Raw genomic sequence first — 22,106 nt, 5'->3', positions numbered from 1 at the left:
CAGCATGACAGATGTAACCGTAAAATCGCTCGCCGCAGAAATTCAGACTCCGGTCGATCGCCTGGTACAGCAGTTTGCTGATGCTGGTATCGACAAGACCGAAGCCGATTCTGTGACCCAGCATGAGAAACAGACCTTATTAGCGCACCTGAACCGTGAGCGGGGCAGCGCGCCGAATAAACTTACTTTACAACGCAAAACCCGCAGCACCTTGAATATTCCGAGTACCGGCGGTAAAAGTAAATCGGTGCAAATAGAAGTCCGCAAGAAACGCACGTATGTGCAACGCGATCCCCAGTCCGCGGAACAGGCGGAAGCGGAGGAGCTGGCTAAACGTGAAGCGGAAGAACTGGCCCTTCGTGAGGCTGAAGAGCGGGCGAAGCAAGAAGCCGCTGAAAAAGCCAAACATGAAGCCGACGAAAAAGCAAAACGTGCGGCCGACGATAAAGCCAAACGTGAGGCCGCTGATACAGCGAAGCGTGTGGCAGCGGAAAGTGAAAAATTGACCAACCAGCAGACCAATCATATGACCAAGTCACCACAGGCGGCTGAAAAAGCCCGCCGTGAAGCCGAGGCCGCTGAGCTTAGACGTAAAGCGGAAGAGGAAACGCGTCGCAAGGTTGAAGAAAGTGCACGCCTCGCTGTCGAAGAAGCCAAGCGGATGGCTGAAGAAAACGGCGGCACCTGGGTTGCTACCCCAGAGCCGACGGAAGAGGATGCCAGTGACTACCATGTCACCACCTCTCATCACGCCCGTGAAGCGGAAGATGAAAACGACCGTAAGGTCGAAGGTGAGCGTCGCGCCCGCACGCGCGGCGGCAAGGCAACCAAACAGAAAAAGACCAGCCGGCTGTCCGAATCCAAGGCCGATCGTGAAGAGGCCCGCGCCGTTGGTCGCAAAGGCAAACGCAAGCCAAGTACCCTGCAGCAGAGCTTCAACAAGCCCGCCCAGATCGTTAACCGCGATGTGGTGATTGGCGAGACCGTGACGGTTGCCGAACTGGCCAATAAGATGGCGGTGAAAGGCTCCCAGGTTATCAAGGCGATGATGAAGCTGGGCGCCATGGCGACCATCAACCAGGTTATCGATCAGGAAACGGCGCAGCTGGTGGCCGAGGAAATGGGCCATAAGGTTATCCTGCGCCGCGAGAACGAGCTCGAAGAATTGGTGATGAGCGACCGTGATATCGATGCGGCGGCGGAACCTCGCGCGCCGGTCGTGACCATCATGGGCCACGTCGACCACGGCAAGACCTCGTTGCTCGACTATATCCGCTCCACAAAAGTGGCGGCGGGCGAAGCCGGCGGCATTACCCAGCATATCGGCGCCTACCATGTGGAAACCGAAAACGGCATGATCACCTTCCTGGATACCCCCGGACATGCGGCGTTTACCGCCATGCGTGCCCGTGGCGCCCAGGCGACGGATATCGTGGTGCTGGTCGTGGCGGCTGATGACGGCGTGATGCCGCAGACCATCGAAGCCATCCAGCACGCCAAGGCGGCGAAAGTGCCGGTAGTCGTGGCGGTGAACAAAATCGACAAACCCGAAGCCGACCCGGATCGCGTTAAAAATGAATTAACCCAGTACGGCGTCATCCCGGAAGAATGGGGCGGCGAAAGCCAGTTCGTCAACGTGTCGGCGAAATCCGGCGTCGGTATCGACGAACTGCTGGACGCCATCCTGCTGCAGGCCGAAGTGCTCGAGCTTAAGGCTATCCGCAACGGCATGGCCAGCGGCGCGGTCATCGAATCCTTCCTGGATAAGGGACGCGGTCCGGTTGCGACGGTCCTGGTGCGTGAAGGTACGTTGAATAAAGGCGATATTGTCCTGTGCGGTTTTGAGTATGGCCGCGTGCGCGCGATGCGCGACGAGCTGGGACGTGAAGTCTCCTCGGCCGGCCCGTCCATCCCGGTTGAAATTCTCGGCCTGTCCGGCGTGCCCGCCGCGGGTGACGAAGCCACCGTGGTGCGTGACGAGAAGAAAGCCCGCGAAGTCGCCTTGTACCGTCAGGGTAAATTCCGTGAAGTCAAACTGGCGCGCCAGCAGAAGTCCAAGCTGGAAAATATGTTCGCCAATATGACCGAAGGCGAAGTTTCCGAACTGAACATCGTGCTGAAAGCCGACGTGCAGGGCTCCACCGAAGCGATTTGCGATGCCCTCGAGGCGCTGTCCACCGCTGAGGTTAAGGTCAAGATTGTCGGCTCCGGCGTCGGCGGCATCACCGAAACCGATGCGACCCTGGCCGCGGCCTCCAACGCCATCATCCTGGGCTTTAACGTCCGCGCCGACGCCTCCGCCCGCCGGGTGGTTGAAGCCGAAAGCCTGGATCTGCGCTACTACTCGGTTATCTATGACCTGATTGATGAAGTCAAACAGGCCATGAGCGGTATGCTGGCACCGGAATACCGTCAGGAAATCATCGGCCTGGCCGAAGTGCGCGACGTGTTCCGCTCGCCGAAGTTTGGCGCCATCGCCGGTTGTATGGTGACCGAAGGTGTGGTGAAACGTCACAACCGTATTCGTGTATTGCGCGACAACGTCGTGATTTACGAAGGCGAGCTGGAATCGCTGCGTCGCTTCAAGGATGACGTCAACGAAGTGCGCAACGGCATGGAATGTGGTATCGGCGTGAAGAACTACAACGATGTCCGTCCGGGTGATGTGATTGAAGTCTTCGAAACCATCGAGATTCAACGCACCATCGAGTAAGCCATCGTGGGCATTTATCGATGCAAGGGGGGCTTATGCCCCCTGTTTTGTCTGGAGAAATTATAATGGCAAAAGAATATAGCCGAACCCAGCGTGTCGCCCAGGAGATGCAAAAAGAAATTGCCATCATCCTGCAGCGCGAAATCAAAGATCCACGCGTCGGCATGGCCACCGTTTCCAGCGTGGAAGTCTCGCGCGACCTGGCTTATGCCAAAGTGTTCGTCACCTTCCTCAATGATAACGAACCACAGCAAATCAAAATCGGCATTACCGCGCTCCAGGACGCCTCCGGATTTATCCGCAGCCTGCTGGGCAAGGCCATGCGACTGCGGGTGGTGCCGGAACTGACCTTCTCCTACGACAGCTCGCTGGTGGAAGGCATGCGCATGTCCAACCTGGTCAGCCAGGTGGTGCAGAATGACCGCGCCCGTCGGGGCGAAGCCGAACCCGACGAGGGCGGCGAGGGCAAGAAAGACTGATGGGCCGTCCAAGTCGTCGCGGTCGCGATATAGACGGCATCCTGTTGTTGGATAAGCCGATTGGCCTCTCCTCCAACGATCTGCTGCAAAAAGTAAAGCGGCTGTTCCACGCCAACAAGGCGGGGCATACCGGCGCGCTGGATCCGCTCGCCACCGGCATGCTGCCCATCTGCCTGGGTGAAGCCACCAAGTTCTCCCAGCATCTGCTGGACGCGGACAAACGTTACCGGGTGGTGGCCCGGCTGGGCCAGCGCACCGATACCTCCGACGCCGAGGGCGCCATCATCAGCGAGCGCCCGGTGGATATTGGCCAGGCGCAGCTGGAGGGGGCGCTGGAAAGCTTTCGCGGCGAAACGCCGCAAACGCCCTCCATGTATTCGGCGCTGAAATACCAGGGCAAGCCGCTGTACGAATATGCGCGCCGGGGGATAGACGTACCGCGTCCCACGCGGTTGATTACCGTTTATGCGCTGGAGCTGATCCGCTGGGATCGGGAAAGCGTCGAGCTGGAAATCCACTGCTCCAAAGGCACCTATATCCGTACCATTGTCGACGATCTGGGCGAAATGCTGGGCTGCGGCGCCCATGTCATCGTCCTGCGCCGCCTGGCTGTCGCCCGCTATCCGGCGGATCGCATGGTCACGCTTGAACAGCTGCAGGCGCTCGCCGCCGCCGATCCCACCGCGCCGGATACCCTGGCGGCGCTGGACCGCCTGCTGCTGCCGATGGACAGCGCGGTGGAGGATATGCCCGAGGTTAACCTGCCGGAGACAATAGCCGGTTTTGCCCGGATGGGCCAGACGGTCGCGGCGGCGGATGCGACCCGGGCGGGCATGGTAAGGTTAACCGAAGGGCGGGAAAGGCGCTTTTTCGGCATCGGCGAAATCACTGAAACCGGCTATGTCGCCCCCCGGCGGCTGGTGGCGGAGACGCATGGCTGATTGAGCATGCGCCTTGCGATCGATGTGCGCTAAGAGTAGAATAGCGCGGCTTATGAATGGGGTTGCTGAATTAGAGATCGGCGCCTGTGTATTTCACAATAAATCTGGAGTGTTATAATGTCTCTAAGTGTTGAAGCGAAAGCGAAAATTGTTACTGATTTCGGCCGCGATGCCAACGATAGCGGTTCCACCGAAGTGCAGGTTGCTCTTTTAACCGCTCAAATCAGCCATTTGCAAGGCCATTTTGCGGAACATAAAAAAGATCACCATAGCCGTCGTGGCCTGCTGCGCATGGTTTCACAACGTCGTAAGCTGCTTGACTACCTGAAAAGTAAAGATGTCGCACGTTACACCGGCCTGATCGAGCGCCTGGGCCTGCGTCGCTAAGCCAGACAGTTTCGGCAGAAAGGGGCCTTTTGTGGCCCCTTTCTTCTAGGGAGCAATAACCTTTCTAGGTAATGCGTTGTTGCTTAAGTAGATTCTTCAATTGCTGAATTTCGCGCGGCTAATGAGAGACTTTATCCAACGGGGTAAGGATTGTCATTAGTCGCGAGGATGCAATAAGAAGATGGGTTAGTCATCGGTGAGTTTTTCAGATTATGCTCACCCTGAAAAAGGATATCATTTTGCTAAATCCGATCGTGCGCAAGTTTCAATACGGCCAGCATACCGTAACTCTGGAAACCGGTATGATGGCTCGCCAGGCGACTGCCGCCGTAATGGTCAGCATGGACGACACCGCGGTATTCGTTACCGTTGTCGGCGCCAGGCAGGCTAAGCCGGGACAGAGCTTTTTCCCGCTGACCGTTAACTACCAGGAACGTACTTATGCAGCCGGGCGTTTCCCGGGCGGATTCTTCCGTCGCGAAGGCCGTCCCAGCGAAGGCGAAACCCTGATTTCCCGTTTGATTGACCGTCCTATCCGTCCGCTGTTCCCGGAAGGCTTCCTGAATGAAATCCAGGTGATTGCCACCGTGGTATCGGTAAATCCGCAGGTCAGCCCGGATATCGTGGCGATGATTGGCGCGTCCGCCGCCCTCAGCCTGTCCGGCATTCCGTTCAGCGGCCCGATTGGCGCCGCGCGCGTAGGTTATATCAATAGCCAGTATGTACTGAACCCGACCATGGCGGAACTGGCTGAAAGCCGTCTGGACCTGGTGGTCGCCGGCACCGCGAACGCCGTGCTGATGGTTGAGTCCGAAGCGCAGCTGTTAAGCGAAGATGAAATGTTGGGCGCGGTGGTGTTCGGCCACGAGCAACAGCAGATCGTTATCGACAATATCAATGCCCTGGTTGCCGAAGCCGGCAAGCCGAAATGGGAATGGCACGCGCCTGAAGTCAACGCCGCGCTGCAAAGCCGCGTTGCCGAACTGGCCGAAGGCCGCCTGGGCGATGCTTACCATATTACTGAAAAACTTGAGCGTTACGCCCAGGTCAACGCCATCAAGTCCGACGTGGTTGCCGCGCTGCTGGCGCAGGACAACACCCTGGACGAAGGCGACATCAAGGAACTGCTGGCCAGCCTGGAAAAAACCGTGGTCCGCAGCCGCGTGCTGCGCGGCGAGCCGCGTATCGACGGCCGTGAAAAAGACATGATCCGCGGCCTGGATATCCGTACCGGCGTATTGCCGCGCACCCATGGTTCCGCCCTGTTCACCCGTGGCGAAACCCAGGCGCTGGTTACCGCCACCCTCGGCACCGAGCGTGACGCCCAGAATATTGATGAGCTGACCGGCGAGCGTACCGACCGTTTCCTGCTACACTATAACTTCCCTCCTTACTGCGTTGGTGAAACCGGTATGGTCGGCTCGCCGAAACGCCGCGAAATCGGCCATGGCCGCTTGGCGAAACGCGGCGTGCTGGCGGTAATGCCGAAGGCAAACGAATTCCCGTACACGGTGCGTGTGGTATCGGAAATCACTGAGTCCAATGGTTCATCTTCCATGGCTTCGGTTTGCGGCGCTTCGCTGGCACTGATGGACGCAGGGGTGCCTATCAAGGCGGCCGTTGCCGGCATCGCGATGGGCCTGGTGAAAGAAGGTGACAATTTTGTCGTGCTGTCCGATATCCTCGGCGACGAAGATCATCTGGGCGACATGGACTTCAAGGTAGCCGGTAGCCGTGAAGGCGTGACCGCGCTGCAGATGGATATCAAGATTGAAGGCATCACCCGTGAAATCATGCAGGTAGCGTTAAACCAGGCCAAAGGCGCGCGTTTACATATCCTGGGCGTCATGGAGCAGGCTATCAGCATCCCGCGTGGCGATATTTCCCAGTTCGCGCCGCGTATCCATACCATTAAGATCAATCCCGACAAGATCAAGGACGTGATCGGTAAGGGCGGCTCGGTTATCCGCGCGCTGACCGAAGAAACCGGCACCACCATCGAAATCGAAGATGACGGTACGGTCAAGGTGGCGGCGACGGATGGCGAAAAAGCCCGTCATGCTATCCGCCGTATCGAAGAGATAACCGCTGAAATTGAAGTGGGCCGTATCTATAATGGTAAAGTGACCCGTATTGTTGACTTTGGCGCGTTTATCGCCATCGGCGGCGGCAAGGAAGGCCTGGTGCATATCTCGCAAATCGCGGACAAGCGCGTCGAGAAGGTATCCGACTATCTGCAAATGGGTCAGGAAGTGCCGGTTAAAGTTCTGGAAGTCGATCGTCAGGGACGTGTGCGCCTGAGCATCAAGGAAGCGACCGCGCCTGGACAGGATCAGGATCAAGTTGTGCCGGAAGTAGAATAATCAGCACGAAATTAGAGTAGAATAACTGTTAGCGCATTTTACAGCTCCTTACCGGGTAGGGGGCTGTTCGTATCACAAGGGCGGGACGCCTTGTGTTAAGCCGATGGGGGACAGGACGTTCATCCAATGTTTTTCTTCGGGAGTGGGAAATGAGGCCTTACTTGCGCTGGTGGTTCGTTGCGATGGCGTTTATGCTGGCAGGATGCAGCAACATTGATTGGCGTAAAGATGACGTTTTAGCTGTTCCATTGCAGCCGACGTTACAACAGGAAGTCATCCTGGCACGCATGGAACAGATCCTGGCGAGCCGGGCACTAACCGATGATGAACGAGCACAGCTATTATATGAGCGCGGAGTGCTGTATGATAGCCTCGGGTTGAGAGCGTTGGCGCGAAATGATTTTTCACAAGCGCTGGCTATCCGGCCTGATATGCCTGAGGTTTTTAACTATCTCGGCATATATTTAACGCAGGCAGGCAATTTTGATGCTGCCTATGAAGCGTTTGATTCTGTACTAGAGCTTGATCCAACTTACAACTACGCGTACTTAAACCGTGGTATTGCCTTGTATTATGGAGGCCGCTACCGTTTGGCGCAGGATGATCTGCAGGCGTTTTATCGCGACGACCCAAACGATCCTTTCCGTTCGTTATGGCTTTTCCTGGTTGAGAAAGAAATCGATACCAACAAAGCCAAAGACGCGCTGTCTCAGCGCTATAAAAAAGCGAACAGAGGGCAATGGGGATGGAATATTGTCGAGTTCTACCTGGGGGACATCAGTGAAACTACGCTGATGGAGCGCCTTAAGGCGGACGCAACGGATAACACTTCGCTCGCCGAGCATCTCAGTGAAACTGACTTCTATTTAGGTAAGCATTACCTAAGTCTGGGGGACAAGAACTCCGCTTCGGCGTTGTTCAAACTGACGGTCGCTAACAACGTACATAACTTTGTTGAGCACCGCTATGCATTGTTGGAATTGGCGCTTTTAGGCCAAGGGCAAGACGACCTATCAGAATCGGACCAGCAATAGCTGACGAACTAAACTATTCAGCCCATTACTCTTTTTATCACCTGCAAGGGTGAGGGCTTGTTTGTTCGTTTTAAATCCAATTTGAGCCGGTTCACACTTTTGATGAAAATGAATGAAAGTTTTCACGACGAGGTATGTAGACTGGCCGCCATTATGAAATGAGGCACGTGTACATGTCTGAAGTTGAAACCAATTTTGCCGATCTGGGACTTTCCACTCCCATCCTGAATGCCCTGACCGATCTGGGCTACGAAAAACCATCACCTATCCAGTTAGAATGTATTCCGCAGCTGCTGGCGGGACGCGACGTGCTGGGTATGGCGCAAACCGGGAGCGGTAAGACCGCTGCGTTTGCCCTGCCTTTATTACACAATATCAATGCCGAACTGGCCGTACCGCAGGTGCTGGTTCTGGCGCCAACCCGTGAGTTGGCCGTACAGGTCGCCGAAGCGATTTCCGATTTTGCCAAGCATATGAAAGGCATCAACGTTGTGGCGCTTTACGGCGGCCAGCGTTATGACGTGCAGCTGCGCGCCCTGCGCCAGGGTCCTCAGGTGGTCGTGGGTACGCCCGGCCGCCTGCTCGACCATTTGAAACGCGGCACCCTTGACCTGTCTAAATTAAGCGGACTGGTGCTGGACGAAGCCGACGAAATGCTGCGCATGGGTTTTATCGAAGACGTCGAAACCATCATGGCGCAGATCCCGGCCAAGCATCAGACCGCTTTGTTCTCGGCCACCATGCCGGAAGCGATTCGCCGCATTACCCGTCGGTTCATGAACGATCCGCAGGAAGTGCGCATCCAGTCAAGCGTCACCACCCGTCCCGACATCAGCCAGAGCTACTGGACGGTGCAGGGCATGCGCAAGAACGAAGCGCTGGTCCGGTTCCTGGAAGCGGAAGACTTTGACGCCGCCATCATCTTCGTGCGCACCAAAAATGCCACGCTGGAAGTGGCGGAAGCGCTGGAACACAGCGGCTATAACAGCGCCGCCCTGAACGGCGACATGAACCAGGCGTTGCGCGAGCAAACCCTGGACCGCCTGAAGGACGGCCGCCTGGATATCCTGATTGCCACCGACGTGGCGGCGCGCGGCCTGGATGTGGATCGCATCAGCCTGGTCGTGAACTACGATATCCCGATGGATTCAGAATCTTATGTTCACCGTATCGGCCGTACCGGCCGTGCGGGCCGCGCCGGCCGCGCGCTGCTGTTTGTGGAAAACCGCGAACGCCGCCTGCTGCGCAATATCGAACGCATCATGAAGCTGACCATTCCGGAAGTGGAAATCCCGACCGGTGAAGTACTGAGCCAGCGTCGCCTGGCTAAATTCGCCGCCAAGGTTCAGGCTCAGCTGGAAAGCAGCGATCTGGATATGTACCGTGCGCTGCTGGCCAAGCTGCAGCCGGTGGAAGAGCTGGATATGGAAACCCTGGCCGCGGCCCTGCTGAAAATGGCCCAGGGCGAACGCCCCCTTATCCTGCCGCCCGATCCGGTAGTCAATCGTCGTCCGCGTAGCGAATTCCGCGATCGTGACGATCGTCGCGGTGAAGGTGCCGAGCGTGGCGGCGCGGACCGCGGTGGCGAACGTCCGGCCCGTCGTGAACGTCGCGACGTCGGCGAGATGGATCTGTACCGTATTGAAGTGGGTCGTGACGACGGCGTTGAAGTGCGCCATATCGTGGGCGCTATCGCCAACGAAGGCGACATCAGCAGCCGCTATATCGGCAACATCAAGCTGTTTGCTTCCCACTCCACCATCGAGCTGCCTAAAGGCATGCCGGGCGATATGCTGTCGCATTTCACCCGCACGCGCATCCTGAACAAACCGATGAACATGCAGTTCGTTGGCGAGGCCGTGGCGGCCCCGCGCGGTGAACGCCGTGGCGGCGCCGCCGGTGCCGGCGCTCCGCGTGGCGGGTTTGGCGGCGAACGTCGCGAAGGCGGCAACGGTGCTCCCGCCGGTCGCCGCAGCTTCAGCGATCGTCGTGAAGGCGGCGCTCCTTCCGAGCGTCGTTTCAGCGGCAGCCGTGACGGTCAACGTGGACCGCGTCGCGAAGGCGATGCCGCCGCCGCGCCGACCCCTCGTCGCCGTGATGCATAATCGTTAAACGATAAAAAACCCGCCGCGGCGGGTTTTTTTATGGCAAAAAAACGGATATCAGGCCGTCAGTTCGGCCCTTACCGCCATGGCCAGCTCAAACGAATGCAGCCTGGCCTGGTGATCAAAAATCTGGCCGTTAATCATCAGTTCGTCCGCGCCGGTTTTATCGATGATCGCTTGCAGGCCGGCGCGCACCTGATCCCGGTCGCCCACCACCGACATACGCAGCGCCTGCTCCACGCCGTACTGCTCGCCTTGCGACCATAGCGCGTCGAGATCCTCCACCGGCGCCGGCAACGGACCCGGCCGGCCGCGCCGCAGGTTAATAAACTGCTGCTGCATGGACGTAAACAGAAAACGCGCATTGCGTTCGCTGTCGGCGGCCACCACGTTGATACACACCATGGCGAAAGGCTGTTCCAGGGACGCGGACGGTTTGAAGTTCTGGCGGTACAAATCCAGCGCCTGCCACAACATATCCGGCGCGAAGTGCGAGGCGAAGGCAAAAGGCAGCCCCAATGCCGCCGCCAGCTGGGCGCTGTACAGGCTGGAGCCAAGCAGCCAGATCGGCACGTGCAATCCCTGGCCCGGCACGGCCTGCACCGGCTGGCCCGGCTTCACGTCGTCGAAATACCCCAACAGCTCCTGCACGTCGCGCGGAAAATTATCCACGTCGCCGGCCAGGTGGCGGCGCAGGGCCATCATGGTACGCTGATCGGTGCCCGGCGCGCGGCCCAGGCCCAGGTCGATACGTTTGGGATAAAGGGTTGCCAGGGTGCCGAACTGCTCGGCAATCACCAACGGTGAATGATTCGGCAGCATCACGCCGCCGGAGCCGACCCGCAGCGTGCTGGTGCCCCCGGCGATATAACCCAGCAATACCGAGGTGGCGGCGCTGGCGATACCGGTCATATTGTGATGCTCGGCCGCCCAGTAGCGGTGATAACCCCAGGCTTCGGCATGGCGGGCTAAATCAAGCGAGCTTTCAAACGCCTGGCGGGGCGTCGCGCCCTGCGGCACCGGCGACAAATCAAGCAGCGAAAAAGCGATAGGTCGTTGTTTTATCATAGGTTAACTCACAGTCAGTCGTTGCCCATAGCTTTGCGGGCTAATGATAACTATGAGTATTACCCAAATTTCCGCTTTCCGATACTGCTAATATTTGTAGGGTTATTTGCCAGGTAAACCCGGAGTGCGCGTCTTAGGAGACGCCGTTTACTCCACCAGTTCCAGCCCGGCAATGCGCCGCCAGTAGCCGTTACAGTCGATTTGACGGGCCAGCGGCAAGGGGTGCCGACCCTGCTGGTTGGCCCGGAACCGCTCCAGCATGGCGAGAGTATCCAGCCCCTGCGGCGACAATCGCACCACGTCCACCAGGCCCTGCATGGAGGGCTGCTCATTGATCAGGTTGTAGCAATAACCGCTTTGGGTCTGGATACCGTTAAGCACAAAAACCCTTTGCTGCTCCTGGGACAACACCTCCCGTCCCCGCGGATATTTAATACAGCAGGTTTCGCACTCGTCCTTTGACCGGTTTTCCGAGCGGGCGGTAAAGCAGCGGGCGGAGTAGGCCAGGGGGAGATGACCGTAGCTGAACAGCTCGACTTCAAATCCATCGCGAAAACCGAGCTCCGCGCATTGGCTCAGGATATTGCCCAGCCATTCGCGCGACAGTTCCACCGGCATGCACCAACGCACCATGCCCTGGCGGTGCAGGATGCGCAGGGTATAGGCGTTATAGCAGTTCAGGGCGGGGCCGGCAACGAACGGCAGCCGGTTTTCCGCCGCCAACTGCACCAGGCCGATATCATTAGCCTCCAGCAAGAACTCGCCGTTATCCAGGTAACGTTTTAACTCGTTTAATTCCGAGGGCGCCTGGATCAGCGCCAGCGTGGATATCACCACCTGTTTGCCGGATGACGCCATCGCTTTGGCAAGCGTAAGCCAATCGCCGGTTTTCATGGCGCGGCGCTTGCTGCAGATAGTCTCGCCAAGATAAATCACGTCGGCGCTGCTGTCGCGCGCCGCCTGGTAAAACGCCTCGATATCCGGTTTCGGCCAGCAGTAGAGCACCGGACCTAATGCATATTTCATGTGGGCCTCTCCTGTTACTGCCAGCGGCGATGATAGGCGCCCAGGGTGGTCTGCGTGCCTTCCGACACCGCGCCCAGCGCCTCGGTCCATTCGGGCCGCGGCTCATACTCCCCCGGATTGCCGACGCAGCTGTCGATCGCCTGGCGCCAGACCTTGGTCACCTGGCTGACGTAAGCGGGACTGCGCTGCCGCCCTTCGATTTTCACCGAGGCGATATTGGCCGCCAGCAGCTCGGGCAGCAGCGACAGGGTATTAAGGCTGGTAGGCTCTTCCAGCGTATGATACTTCTGTCCGTCCACGTAATAACGGCCTTTGCACAGGGTCGGGTAGCCGGCGTTCTCATCCGGGCCATAGCTGTCGATCAGTACATTGTTCAGGCGCGATTCCATGGCGGTCTCGGTTTGCGTCCAGCGGACAAAACGCGCCGGCGAACAGGCGCCGACGGTATTGGGCGATTCACCGGTCAGGTAGGAGGAGAGATAGCAGCGGCCTTCGGCCATGATGCACAGGCTGCCGAACGCAAAGACCTCCAGCGGCACCGGACTGATTAACGCCAGCTGTTTAACCTGATGCATCGACAGCACGCGCGGCAAGACCACCCGCGCCACGTCGAAATGCTGCTGGTAGAAACGGATCGCCGCCTCGTTGGTGGCCGAAGCCTGCACCGAGACATGGCGTTCGATCTGCGGATAGCGTTCGGCGGCGTATTCCAGCATCGCCGGGTCCGCCAGGATCAGCGCATCCGCACCCGCCTGGGCCGCCATATCCACGGCGCGTCGCCAGCGGGCGTAGCCGTCGGGGTGGGCGAAGGTATTGATGGCAATATGCAGTTTACGGTGGTGGCGGTGCACATACTCCTGCGCCTCCTGCAACCGCTTATCGGTAAAGTTCAGGCCGGCGAAATGACGGGCATTGGTATCGTCCTTCAGGCCGATATAGACCGCATCGGCTCCGTTATCGATCGCCGCCTTGAGGGCCGGAAGGTTACCGGCGGGACAGAGCAACTCCATAAAGCTCCCGATAGTTGTCTTGGCCTTGACGCCATGGCGCAAGACCAGAAAAGCGCATAAGCCAACAGGTTGTTTTGCCAGCAAATGATGCATGATGATAATGGCAATTCTAATTAAGGTTGGTTAGTGATAGTTTGATTTGAGGCAGCTTATCGCGTAATGACGGCATTAAAAGCAGCAACAGCTATGCTTAAATAAGCCATCTTTGTTAGAAAATAATTGATGTAGGCCCCGACTGGTTTTAACCACTGTGGCAAAATAGACGCAGATTCGTAAAGAGGAGTAGACACAGTGTTGGAAAAACTACGAGCACAGCTGGTGCGCCGGGGGCCGTCGCTGTTGCGCTTGCCAATCAAGCTCACGCCGTTCGCGCTGCAGCGCCAGGTGCTGGAACAGGTAATGCGCCGGCAGTTTCGCGAGGCGTTGGCCGAAGGCGAGCTGGCGTTCCTGGAAGGCCGGTGGCTCAGGATCGAGGTCGAGGATATATCGCTTGTATGGTATATGACCGTCGAGAATGAACAATTGAAGGTCAGCCGGCAGGCGCGTGCCGATGTCAGCTTTAGCGGCAATGCCAACGATCTGATCCTGATAGCCGCCCGCAGGGAAGATCCCGACACGTTATTTTTCCAGCGCCGGCTGCGCATCGAGGGTGACACCGAACTTGGACTGTATGTAAAGAATTTAATGGATTCCATCGACCTGGCCACCATGCCGCGCCCTTTGCGCGTGGCTTTGCTGCAAATGGCCGACTTTGTCCAGGCCGGCTTGAAAGAGGGCGTGGATGCCGATGACATCCGCGTATCGCAACCGTGTTGATTCGCGTGGAGATACCGGTGGATGCGCCGGGGATCGACAGCCTGCTGCGCGGTGCCTTCGGGCGCGGCGCGGAGGCGGATCTGGTACATCGGCTGCGGGAGGATGGACTCTTGACCCTGGGGGTCGTGGCCACCGACGAGGAAGGCGGCGTGGTGGGTTATGCGGCGTTCAGCCCGGTGTGGATTGGCGGCGAGGACTGCCAGTGGGTCGGCCTGGCCCCATTGGCGGTGGAAGATGCTTTTCGCCGCCAGGGCATCGCCGGGCAGCTGATCTGCGAGGGACTGGACATGCTTAACGAATTCGGCTATCGCGCGGTCGTGGTGTTGGGCGATCCCGGCTACTACTCCCGATTCGGTTTTATACCTGCCGCGCGCTCCCGACTACACTGTCGCTGGCCCGGCGCGGAAGCCGCCTTCCAGCTGTTTCCCCTGGCCGACGATGCGCTTGAAGGGGTAAGCGGCCAGGTGGAATACGCCGATCCGTTCAATCAGCTGGCGCTTTGACGTACGGCAGACCACAGGCTTTGCCGGATACTTCGCCGCCGGGCGACCTTTGCTGCGGCTGCAGGCTTGGCCAGATGTCCTCCAGCGATTGCCCCTGGCTGGCGACCAATAGCTCCTTTTGCGCCCGGGTCAGCTGTTTGATGCGATATTCCCACCGTAAGGCTTTCCCCCTGTCGCCGGCCGGGCAATGATATGCCAGGGTCAACGGACCTTTGCCGCGTAGGGCCTTAGCGCCGCGGCCCCGTTGATGCTGTCCAAGACGCCGGACCACATCGGTGGTGACGCCGGTATAAAGGGCGCCGCCGGCGGTGCGTATCAGGTAGAGGTGCCAGGAAAGGGTCATAGGGTCGCGCCTTACGCGGATAATGAATTAGACAGAGATAGTGTCCGGTGGGTAACATTCCCAGGAGCGGCTATGATTGTAACCTATTTGCCCGGTCGTGGTTAAGACTGTCGCCAGCGCGTTGAGCGCCGCGCGCCAGACCTGTGAATGATGCGGATTATTAACTGGACAGGCATTAAAGCGCGGCGATATGTTGACTATAACCTTATAAAGTATAAGAGATTATTTGCAAATGGACGAATCACTGAAAGCCATCGTGGCTTATATTAAAAAGCAGCATGTCTTAACACTCTGTACCGGTGATGCGCGGACATTATGGTGTGCCAACTGTTTTTACGTATTGAACGAACCCGACCTGTCGTTATATATGCTGACGGACCATACCACCCGCCACGGCATATTGTTGGCGGATAACCAGCATGTGGCCGGCACCATCAGCGATCAGACCATTACCGTCAGCCTGATCAAAGGCATCCAATACAGCGGCGAGGTTAACCAGATCATCGGCGACGCCGCCCACGCGGCCAGGCGGCAGTATACCGCGCGCTTCCCGCTGGCGAAGCTTGCCACTTCGCCTATCTGGCGTTTGCGCCTGGATGAAATAAAGCTGACCAACAACAAGCTGGGGTTCGGCACCAAGCTGAGCTGGCGGCGTAACGAGCAGGAAGGCGAAGGCCTGGAGAGTCGTCAGGCCTAAGGATTAATGACTACTTCTTGTTGAGTATCCGCAGTGATTCGCGGTTAAACGCCGGTAAATCATCCGGCGTGCGGCTGGTCACCAAAGTATCGTTATCGATGACCACTTCTTTATCAAAAAAATCGGCGCCGGCATTTTTCAAATCCACCGCCACCGCCTTCACCGTGGTCATTTTTTTGCCGCGCACCGCGTCGGCGCTGATCAGCAACTGGGGACCATGGCAGATAGCGAAAATCGGCTTGCCGCTTTGCGCGAAGGCCCGGGTGAAGTCAACAAAACGATCATCGCCGCGCAGGGAATCCGGCGAATGGCCGCCGGGCAACAATAGCGCGTCGAACTCATCGACGCTTACCTCGTCAATTGACTTATCGATGGTCACCTTGGCCTCGCCGCGCTTGCCGGTAACGGTATTTCCCGCTTTTTTCTCAATGGTGATGACCTGGTGTCCGGCCTGCTGATAGGTCTGGGCCGGCGAGGTGTACTCCGCATCTTCAAATTCATTAGTGATTAAGACTGCGATTTTTTTGCTCATCTTGTCCTCCGGAAGATGAATAATGAACTGTCCTAAGCCTAGTGCCGGATTAGCCTGTCAGCAAGTTCGATTGTTAACTCTATATAATATAAGCCTTTAATCGTTGGGGGGCGGCGGGAGCGCGCTAAAGCGCCGACATGATCGCTTCGCCGCGATAAAAATGCATTAAATGCCAAAGGTTAATTAATTGTGTCATCCTGGTAACGCAATTAATATATCAAAATAGAATAGGGTTTAAAGAGGATAATTTATTAGGATAATACTGAGGGTATTGTCGGCAGAATATAACCATTCCCGTTGGGCAAGGTAATAAATAGCCGCGGGCTAGAGGCACCCAGCGGCCCGGCGGAATTAATATCAGGACTTGGCGGGTTGGGTATTTGGCTCAAAGGATTTCAGGGCGGCAATTTCAACCGAGTTCCGGCCGCGGCTTTTTGCCAGATAGAGCGCGTTGTCGGCGGCGGTAAGCGAGGCTTCAATATCGCTGTCGGACATGATGGCGATACCGGCGCTGAGCGTCACGGTGGTGGAGACCCGATCGTTAAACAGATGGGGAATTTTTAAATCCAGTACCGCCTGCCTGACGTTTTCAGCACAGGACAGCGCATAACCGTCATCGACATCGATCAGCAGCACCAGGAACTCTTCACCGCCGTAGCGCACCACGATATCACGGGAACGCACCGCGTCCCTGATGGCCACCGCCACGGCGGCCAGGGCCTTATCGCCCATGGTGTGGCCGTAATTGTCGTTGTATGCCTTAAAGTGATCGATATCCAGCAGCAGAATGTAATGACTGGTGGGGCCGTCGCCGTTCAGGTTGCTCAGCTTGTTTTGCAGGCCGCGGCGGTTAAAGAGTCCGGTTAGCGGATCTATCATGCTGAGATCGCTGAATTTTTCCCGCTCTTCGCTTAACCGGTTGACTAACTCCGACGTAAAGGCCTCGCTGCGTTTTTGCATCAGGTTGTGCAGCGTGAAGCTTATCAGCGGCAGCGCGATGGTGAACAGCATAATCAGGATATGGTTAAACTGGTCCAGTATGATGACCATTAGCGCCGGCGGCAGGCTGTGCAGGCAAAACGCCACGAAATAATCGGCGAGGGAAATGGCGCTGATGAAAAATACCATCATCAGGCTGAACAGCAGGAAATTGTTCTCGACAGGTTGCAGCTGGTTATAGCGCACGGCGATATGCCAGGCCCAGAGTAAACCAATAATAACTGAAAAAACATTCAGTTGATAAGCATAATTCTTCATTTTGTAATTACTCATTATTAAAGTAATTACACAAATGACCGCCACCATTATCGACGGCGGCGTGGGGGAATGGGTATTATTTATTGCGGTGGCAACATAAAAAACTGAAAAAGCTATATTAAGTAGCAAAAACAATAACAACGACAGGCGAAGCTTACTCCTGCGGAGTTCGTCATAGCTGTAGGTATTTATCATGTCTTAACTTTTTAGCCCCGGCTGTCCAAAATGGCAATAACAGACGACACGAATCCTGAATAAAATATGATTATTAATAATTTGGTATCGTTATTATGTGATTGTAGCTTTGAATATGATTAGAATAATTTAACAGTTTTATGAGTCGCTGTCACCCGCCGATGGGCGTGAAGCAAAAACAGGGAAAGTGGCAGGTGGGGACCTGAGGCGGTGCGGTACGCGGGGATGCTGAACGTATCACCGGTTAACATCATTACATTGTCAACGCATGGCAGACGAGAATGAATATGGTGCGAAGGGAGGGACTTGAACCCTCACGTCCGAAAGGACACTAACACCTGAAGCTAGCGCGTCTACCAATTCCGCCACCATCGCAGGCTATTCATCTCAACTCGTAATCTTAACCGGTAATCTTAACAGCACGTCTCAACACCGACATTGTGTACCGGGGCACATCACCTGTCCGTACCGGCTACCGATTGGTGCGAAGGGAGGGACTTGAACCCTCACGTCCGAAAGGACACTAACACCTGAAGCTAGCGCGTCTACCAATTCCGCCACCATCGCGTTCAATTCGGTAACATCCATTAAGATACAGCTAATTGCAACATCATATTACTGCGTGGTTGTGTTTGGTGCGAAGGGAGGGACTTGAACCCTCACGTCCGAAAGGACACTAACACCTGAAGCTAGCGCGTCTACCAATTCCGCCACCATCGCCCGGCACGGGCAAGGCCTAAGCCCTGCCACCACGGAGGCGAATTCTAGAGGTTTTAGCGTCAACGTCAATAATTATTTAAACTAAAGCGGGCATTTAGCGCAAAAAAATGCCCGGCGCCGTGGCGGCTCAGGATGACGGCGGCGGGATCCGGCTGGTTATCAGCCGCGTTTGCCGGCTTTATCCTTGCCGCGCGACAGGGTATGGATCGCCTGGAAAACCTTAAAGCGGCCGTTTTGCGCCAGCACGGTGTGGCTGCCGAAGATGGAGTCCAACAAGGCCGGATAAGGCAAAAAGGCATTGGCGACGATGCGCAGCTGGCCGCCAATCCGCAAATGGGTCAAGGCGCCGCGGATCAGGTTTTCGGCCGCCTGCAGATTGGTGTGCATGCCGTCATGGAACGGCGGGTTGGATATGATCATGTCGAAGCGTCCCGGCATCGCCGAATAGACATCGCTGACGACCACGGTGCCGGTCAGGCCGTTGGCCTCGAGCGTGGCCTGGCTTGCGGCCAGCGCCGGCGCATGCACGTCGCCGAGGGTTAGTTTAACGCCCGGCGAGCGTTTAGCCAAAACGGCGGCCAGTACACCGGTGCCGCAGCCAATATCCGCTATTTCGCCGCTCAGCGGCTTATCAAAGGTGGATAGCAGCAACTGGCTGCCGCTATCCAGTCCGTCACGGCTGAATACGCCCGGCAGGGTTTTAACCGTCAGGCCGTCCAGCTGATATTCGTTCCAGTAGGATTGCGGGTCGAACTGCGGCGCGGTTTCAAGCCTGCCGTGATACAGGCCGCAGCGGCGGGCGCTGTCGATTTTGACCAGCGGGCTGTAGGGGGCCAGCAGCTGTTCGGCGCTGCGCACGCCGCTGCGGTTTTCGCCAACCACGAATACGTCGCTGCCGACGGGCAGCAGCGAGAGCAGGTTTGCCAGCTGGAACTGCGCTTCCGGCTTATTTTTAGGCCAGAAATAGAGTAAAGTATCGCATTCGCGGACAAACTCCGCCCCGGCGACCAGGCCGTATTGGACGGATTCTTCGTCCATTTTATCGCGCAGTGCCAGACAGTGGTGATACCAGGCGGTGTGGACACGTACGGTTTTGGCGTCCAGCTCCGTCGGCAGCAGATCCTGCACATCGCCGGCGAACAGTACGCGTTTATCCAAAAAAACGTCCTCGTGACGAAGTATGACTTCACTGGCTGGCGTTAATACTGACATGCGACAAAGGCTCCTCATTAATCTGAGCGGGGAGTATAGTGCTTTATTGCCCGATGTTCGATGGACTTTATCGCCTGATGTGCGATGGGCCGCCGACTTCGATGGATTTGGTGACAGGCGGCGTGGAAATTACGCCGGACAGGATTAGCATGACGTCAAGACGAGACTGGCAGTTACAACAATTGGGCATCACGCAATGGGCGCTGCGCCGTCCCGCGTCGCTGCTGGGCGAGGTGGCCGTCGTCCTGCCCGATGACGTGCGTCTGGTCCTGATCGCCAATCCCCTGGCGCCGGTTGACCATCCCCTGGTCGGGGATGTGGCGCGCTGCCTGGACCTGACCCTGCGCCAGCTCTACCCGCTTACGCCCGACCAGGCCGAGATGCTGCCTGAGGGCACCCGCTGCCATAGCTGGTGGCTCGGCGGCGAGGCGACGCGCTCCCTGTCCGGTGTAACCCTTTCTACCCCGTCGCTGGCTGAACTGCAGGGCAACGCCGCAGCCAAGCGCGATCTCTGGCATCAAATTTGTCATTATGAACATGATCTCTCCGCTGACGGTCGCTGATCTGACCGCCGCCTGGCATATCGAACAGGCCAGCCACGCCTTCCCCTGGACGCCAAAAACCTTGGCCAGCAACCAGGGCGAGCGCTACCTGAATCTCAAGCTTACCGTCGACGATACCCTGGCGGCCTTCGCCATTACCCAAACCGTGGTGGACGAGGCGACGCTGTTTAATATTGCCGTCCATCCGGATTTCCAGCGGCGGGGGTTAGGCCGGTCTTTGCTTGAGCGCCTGATTACCGAACTGGAGCAGCGCGGTATCCTGACATTATGGCTGGAAGTGCGGCGGTCCAACCTGCCCGCCATCGCGCTTTATCAATCCCTCGGCTTTAACGATGTCTCGGTGCGCCGTGATTATTACCCGGCCGCCGTCGGGCGCGAGGACGCGATTATCATGGCGCTGCCGCTGGGATGAGCGCGACGCCCGCGCACTATCAATGCTGACTTTCTCCATGTAGAATCTAGCACCAGCGATCCAGCCCATAATTTGTATGTATCCATCGAGAAACAGAAGATGAAGAATGCCTCTTACGCCGCGGAAGTTGCGGCCCGGCGCACTTTTGCGATTATTTCGCACCCCGACGCCGGTAAAACCACCATTACCGAAAAAGTGCTGTTATTCGGGCACGCCATTCTTACCGCCGGTACGGTCAAGGGCCGTGGCTCAAGCCACCATGCCAAATCCGACTGGATGGAAATGGAAAAACAGCGCGGTATCTCCATTACCACGTCGGTCATGCAGTTTCCTTACCGGGACGCCCTGGTAAACCTGTTGGATACCCCGGGGCATGAAGACTTCTCGGAAGACACCTATCGTACCTTAACGGCGGTGGACTGCTGCCTGATGGTGATCGATTCGGCGAAAGGCGTGGAAGATCGTACCCGCAAGCTGATGGAAGTCACCCGCCTGCGCGATACGCCGATCCTGACCTTTATGAACAAGGTCGATCGCGATATCCGCGATCCGACGGAGCTGCTCGACGAGGTCGAGCATGAGCTGCGCATCGCCTGCGCGCCCATTACCTGGCCCATCGGCTGCGGCAAGCTGTTCAAGGGGGTCTATCACCTCTATAAGGATGAGACCTACCTCTACCAGACCGGTAAAGGCCACACCATCCAGGAGGTGCGCACGGTCAAGGGATTGCACAATCCGGACCTCGATCTGGCCATCGGCGACGATCTGGCGGCGCAATTGCGCGAGGAGCTGGAGCTGGTGCAGGGCGCTTCGCACGAGTTTGAAGAGCAGGCTTTTCTGCGCGGCGAGCTGACCCCGGTATTCTTCGGCACCGCCCTGGGCAACTTTGGCGTCGATCATATGCTGGACGGCCTGGTTGAGTGGGCGCCGCCGCCGATGCCGCGCAAGACCAATATCCGCGTCGTCGCCGCCGACGAAGAGAAATTTACCGGCTTTGTGTTCAAAATCCAGGCCAACATGGACCCGAAACATCGCGACCGCGTGGCGTTCATGCGCGTAGTGTCCGGCCGTTATGAAACCGGCATGAAGCTGCATCAGGTCAGGACCGGCAAGGACGTGGTGATCGCCGATGCCCTGACCTTTATGGCCGGCGACCGCTCGCACATCGAAGAAGCCTATCCCGGCGATATCATCGGGCTGCATAACCACGGCACCATCCAGATTGGCGATACCTTTACCCAGGGCGAGCAGATGAAGTTTACCGGTATCCCGAACTTCGCGCCGGAAATGTTCCGTCGTATCCGCCTGCGCGACCCGCTGAAACAAAAACAACTGCTGAAAGGGCTGGTCCAGCTGTCGGAAGAGGGCGCGGTGCAGGTATTCCGCCCGATCACCAACAACGACCTGATCGTCGGCGCGGTCGGCGTGCTGCAGTTTGAAGTGGTGGTGGCCCGGCTGAAAAGCGAATACAACGTGGAGGCGCTCTATGAGTCGGTCAATGTGTCCACCGCGCGCTGGGTCGAGTGCCCGGACGTAAAAAAACTCGAGGAGTTCAAGCGTAAAAATGAGCTCAACCTGGCGTTGGACGGCGGCGATAATCTTTCGTATATTGCCCCGAGCATGGTCAACCTGAACCTGACCCAGGAACGTTACCCGGATGTCAGCTTCCATAAAACCCGCGAACATTAATCCTTCCCCGCTCGCCGGTTTTCCACCGTTCCGGCGCTAAC

21 protein-coding genes and 3 tRNA genes are annotated in these 22,106 nt (G+C 57.3%); 14 read left to right on the top strand and 10 right to left on the bottom strand.

Annotated features, from left to right (window positions below):
* Positions 1-4 precede the first annotated feature (4 nt).
* The 8 genes from infB to GRH90_RS01185 all read left to right on the top strand — a co-directional run bounded on the left by infB (position 5) and on the right by GRH90_RS01185 (position 10,022).
* Positions 5-2,713: a translation initiation factor IF-2 gene (gene infB / locus GRH90_RS01220; RefSeq protein ID WP_162364071.1), complete on the top strand. Its 2,709-nt coding sequence runs from the start codon at positions 5-7 to the stop codon at positions 2,711-2,713.
* A gap of 65 nt (positions 2,714-2,778) precedes the next feature.
* On the top strand, positions 2,779-3,192 hold the full coding sequence (gene rbfA / locus GRH90_RS01215; protein WP_162364070.1) for a 30S ribosome-binding factor RbfA: 414 nt from the start codon (positions 2,779-2,781) through the stop codon (positions 3,190-3,192).
* Positions 3,192-4,133, top strand: a complete 942-nt coding sequence (gene truB, locus GRH90_RS01210; protein ID WP_162364069.1) for a tRNA pseudouridine(55) synthase TruB — start codon at positions 3,192-3,194, stop codon at positions 4,131-4,133. The genes rbfA and truB overlap by 1 nt, the downstream gene beginning before the upstream one ends.
* Before the next feature lie 117 nt (positions 4,134-4,250).
* Positions 4,251-4,520 (top strand): 30S ribosomal protein S15, encoded by a 270-nt coding sequence (rpsO, locus tag GRH90_RS01205; protein ID WP_162364068.1) that lies wholly within the window; start codon positions 4,251-4,253, stop codon positions 4,518-4,520.
* Positions 4,521-4,759: 239 nt separating this feature from the next.
* Complete coding sequence (pnp, locus tag GRH90_RS01200; protein WP_162364067.1) at positions 4,760-6,883, top strand: polyribonucleotide nucleotidyltransferase; 2,124 nt, start codon at positions 4,760-4,762, stop codon at positions 6,881-6,883.
* Positions 6,884-7,032: 149 nt separating this feature from the next.
* Complete coding sequence (nlpI, locus tag GRH90_RS01195) at positions 7,033-7,917, top strand: lipoprotein NlpI (RefSeq protein WP_162364066.1); 885 nt, start codon at positions 7,033-7,035, stop codon at positions 7,915-7,917.
* Positions 7,918-8,019: 102 nt separating this feature from the next.
* Positions 8,020-8,079 carry a protein YrbN gene (yrbN, locus tag GRH90_RS26655; protein WP_376766051.1) on the top strand — a complete coding sequence of 20 codons (60 nt, stop codon included), beginning with the start codon at positions 8,020-8,022 and terminating at the stop codon, positions 8,077-8,079.
* Positions 8,080-8,090: 11 nt separating this feature from the next.
* Positions 8,091-10,022 carry a DEAD/DEAH family ATP-dependent RNA helicase gene (locus GRH90_RS01185; RefSeq protein ID WP_162364064.1) on the top strand — a complete coding sequence of 644 codons (1,932 nt, stop codon included), beginning with the start codon at positions 8,091-8,093 and terminating at the stop codon, positions 10,020-10,022.
* 57 nt (positions 10,023-10,079) lie between these two features.
* On the opposite strand, the gene GRH90_RS01180 is transcribed toward GRH90_RS01185, so the two are convergent.
* The 3 genes from GRH90_RS01180 to ubiU form a co-directional block, all read right to left on the bottom strand.
* A complete protein-coding gene (locus tag GRH90_RS01180) occupies positions 10,080-11,090 on the bottom strand; it encodes a luciferase-like monooxygenase (RefSeq protein WP_162364063.1) in 1,011 nt (336 codons plus the stop codon).
* Between the two features lie 147 nt (positions 11,091-11,237).
* Positions 11,238-12,116 carry a U32 family peptidase gene (locus tag GRH90_RS01175; RefSeq protein ID WP_162364062.1) on the bottom strand — a complete coding sequence of 293 codons (879 nt, stop codon included), beginning with the start codon at positions 12,114-12,116 and terminating at the stop codon, positions 11,238-11,240.
* A gap of 14 nt (positions 12,117-12,130) precedes the next feature.
* Complete coding sequence (ubiU, locus tag GRH90_RS01170) at positions 12,131-13,126, bottom strand: ubiquinone anaerobic biosynthesis protein UbiU (RefSeq protein ID WP_162364061.1); 996 nt, start codon at positions 13,124-13,126, stop codon at positions 12,131-12,133.
* Positions 13,127-13,417: 291 nt separating this feature from the next.
* Between ubiU and ubiT the strand changes: the two genes are divergently transcribed.
* Positions 13,418-13,942 (top strand): ubiquinone anaerobic biosynthesis accessory factor UbiT, encoded by a 525-nt coding sequence (gene ubiT / locus GRH90_RS01165; RefSeq protein ID WP_162364060.1) that lies wholly within the window; start codon positions 13,418-13,420, stop codon positions 13,940-13,942.
* The gene (locus GRH90_RS01160) at positions 13,936-14,445 is read left to right on the top strand and encodes a GNAT family N-acetyltransferase (protein ID WP_162364059.1); all 510 of its coding nucleotides are present in this window, start codon (positions 13,936-13,938) and stop codon (positions 14,443-14,445) included. Before ubiT ends, GRH90_RS01160 begins: the two co-directional genes overlap by 7 nt.
* Here GRH90_RS01160 and GRH90_RS01155 read toward each other — a convergent pair.
* Positions 14,426-14,788 (bottom strand): GIY-YIG nuclease family protein, encoded by a 363-nt coding sequence (locus GRH90_RS01155; protein WP_162364058.1) that lies wholly within the window; start codon positions 14,786-14,788, stop codon positions 14,426-14,428. The genes GRH90_RS01160 and GRH90_RS01155 overlap by 20 nt on opposite strands.
* A 232-nt stretch (positions 14,789-15,020) precedes the next feature.
* Here GRH90_RS01155 and GRH90_RS01150 point away from each other — a divergent pair, with 232 nt between their 5' ends.
* Positions 15,021-15,485 (top strand): YhbP family protein, encoded by a 465-nt coding sequence (locus tag GRH90_RS01150; protein WP_162364057.1) that lies wholly within the window; start codon positions 15,021-15,023, stop codon positions 15,483-15,485.
* 10 nt (positions 15,486-15,495) lie between these two features.
* On the opposite strand, the gene GRH90_RS01145 is transcribed toward GRH90_RS01150, so the two are convergent.
* The 6 genes from GRH90_RS01145 to rsmC form a co-directional block, all read right to left on the bottom strand.
* Positions 15,496-16,017, bottom strand: a complete 522-nt coding sequence (locus tag GRH90_RS01145; RefSeq protein WP_162364056.1) for a type 1 glutamine amidotransferase domain-containing protein — start codon at positions 16,015-16,017, stop codon at positions 15,496-15,498.
* A 357-nt stretch (positions 16,018-16,374) separates the two neighbouring features.
* Complete coding sequence (locus tag GRH90_RS01140; protein WP_178112960.1) at positions 16,375-17,469, bottom strand: GGDEF domain-containing protein; 1,095 nt, start codon at positions 17,467-17,469, stop codon at positions 16,375-16,377.
* A 288-nt stretch (positions 17,470-17,757) separates the two neighbouring features.
* Positions 17,758-17,844, bottom strand: a tRNA-Leu gene (locus tag GRH90_RS01135).
* A gap of 105 nt (positions 17,845-17,949) precedes the next feature.
* Positions 17,950-18,036, bottom strand: a tRNA-Leu gene (locus tag GRH90_RS01130).
* A 66-nt stretch (positions 18,037-18,102) separates the two neighbouring features.
* A tRNA-Leu gene (locus GRH90_RS01125) sits at positions 18,103-18,189 on the bottom strand.
* Between the two features lie 159 nt (positions 18,190-18,348).
* Positions 18,349-19,401 (bottom strand): 16S rRNA (guanine(1207)-N(2))-methyltransferase RsmC, encoded by a 1,053-nt coding sequence (rsmC, locus tag GRH90_RS01120; protein WP_162364055.1) that lies wholly within the window; start codon positions 19,399-19,401, stop codon positions 18,349-18,351.
* Positions 19,402-19,550: 149 nt separating this feature from the next.
* Between rsmC and GRH90_RS01115 the strand changes: the two genes are divergently transcribed.
* The 3 genes from GRH90_RS01115 (at position 19,551) to prfC (ending at position 22,065) form a co-directional block, all read left to right on the top strand.
* On the top strand, positions 19,551-19,964 hold the full coding sequence (locus GRH90_RS01115; RefSeq protein WP_162364054.1) for a DNA polymerase III subunit psi: 414 nt from the start codon (positions 19,551-19,553) through the stop codon (positions 19,962-19,964).
* Entirely contained in the window at positions 19,933-20,376 is a 444-nt protein-coding gene (gene rimI, locus GRH90_RS01110; protein WP_162364053.1) for a ribosomal protein S18-alanine N-acetyltransferase, read from the top strand. The genes GRH90_RS01115 and rimI overlap by 32 nt, the downstream gene beginning before the upstream one ends.
* Before the next feature lie 99 nt (positions 20,377-20,475).
* Positions 20,476-22,065 carry a peptide chain release factor 3 gene (gene prfC / locus GRH90_RS01105; protein ID WP_162364052.1) on the top strand — a complete coding sequence of 530 codons (1,590 nt, stop codon included), beginning with the start codon at positions 20,476-20,478 and terminating at the stop codon, positions 22,063-22,065.
* Positions 22,066-22,106 lie beyond the last annotated feature (41 nt).

Origin of the sequence: Acerihabitans arboris (assembly GCF_010131535.1) — a bacterium.
In the GTDB taxonomy this organism is placed as follows: domain Bacteria; phylum Pseudomonadota; class Gammaproteobacteria; order Enterobacterales; family Enterobacteriaceae; genus Acerihabitans; species Acerihabitans arboris.
This window is presented reverse-complemented; position numbering and strand designations above follow the sequence as displayed.

Coding starts and splice junctions, on each gene's coding strand:
- infB (WP_162364071.1), top strand. CDS start 5: ATGACAGATGTAACCGTAAAATCGCTCGCCGCAGAAATTCAGACTCCG.
- rbfA (WP_162364070.1), top strand. CDS start 2,779: ATGGCAAAAGAATATAGCCGAACCCAGCGTGTCGCCCAGGAGATGCAA.
- truB (WP_162364069.1), top strand. CDS start 3,192: ATGGGCCGTCCAAGTCGTCGCGGTCGCGATATAGACGGCATCCTGTTG.
- rpsO (WP_162364068.1), top strand. CDS start 4,251: ATGTCTCTAAGTGTTGAAGCGAAAGCGAAAATTGTTACTGATTTCGGC.
- nlpI (WP_162364066.1), top strand. CDS start 7,033: ATGAGGCCTTACTTGCGCTGGTGGTTCGTTGCGATGGCGTTTATGCTG.
- GRH90_RS01185 (WP_162364064.1), top strand. CDS start 8,091: ATGTCTGAAGTTGAAACCAATTTTGCCGATCTGGGACTTTCCACTCCC.
- GRH90_RS01180 (WP_162364063.1), bottom strand. CDS start 11,090: ATGATAAAACAACGACCTATCGCTTTTTCGCTGCTTGATTTGTCGCCG.
- GRH90_RS01175 (WP_162364062.1), bottom strand. CDS start 12,116: ATGAAATATGCATTAGGTCCGGTGCTCTACTGCTGGCCGAAACCGGAT.
- ubiU (WP_162364061.1), bottom strand. CDS start 13,126: ATGGAGTTGCTCTGTCCCGCCGGTAACCTTCCGGCCCTCAAGGCGGCG.
- GRH90_RS01155 (WP_162364058.1), bottom strand. CDS start 14,788: ATGACCCTTTCCTGGCACCTCTACCTGATACGCACCGCCGGCGGCGCC.
- GRH90_RS01150 (WP_162364057.1), top strand. CDS start 15,021: ATGGACGAATCACTGAAAGCCATCGTGGCTTATATTAAAAAGCAGCAT.
- GRH90_RS01145 (WP_162364056.1), bottom strand. CDS start 16,017: ATGAGCAAAAAAATCGCAGTCTTAATCACTAATGAATTTGAAGATGCG.
- GRH90_RS01140 (WP_178112960.1), bottom strand. CDS start 17,469: ATGATAAATACCTACAGCTATGACGAACTCCGCAGGAGTAAGCTTCGC.
- rsmC (WP_162364055.1), bottom strand. CDS start 19,401: ATGTCAGTATTAACGCCAGCCAGTGAAGTCATACTTCGTCACGAGGAC.
- GRH90_RS01115 (WP_162364054.1), top strand. CDS start 19,551: ATGACGTCAAGACGAGACTGGCAGTTACAACAATTGGGCATCACGCAA.
- rimI (WP_162364053.1), top strand. CDS start 19,933: ATGAACATGATCTCTCCGCTGACGGTCGCTGATCTGACCGCCGCCTGG.
- prfC (WP_162364052.1), top strand. CDS start 20,476: ATGAAGAATGCCTCTTACGCCGCGGAAGTTGCGGCCCGGCGCACTTTT.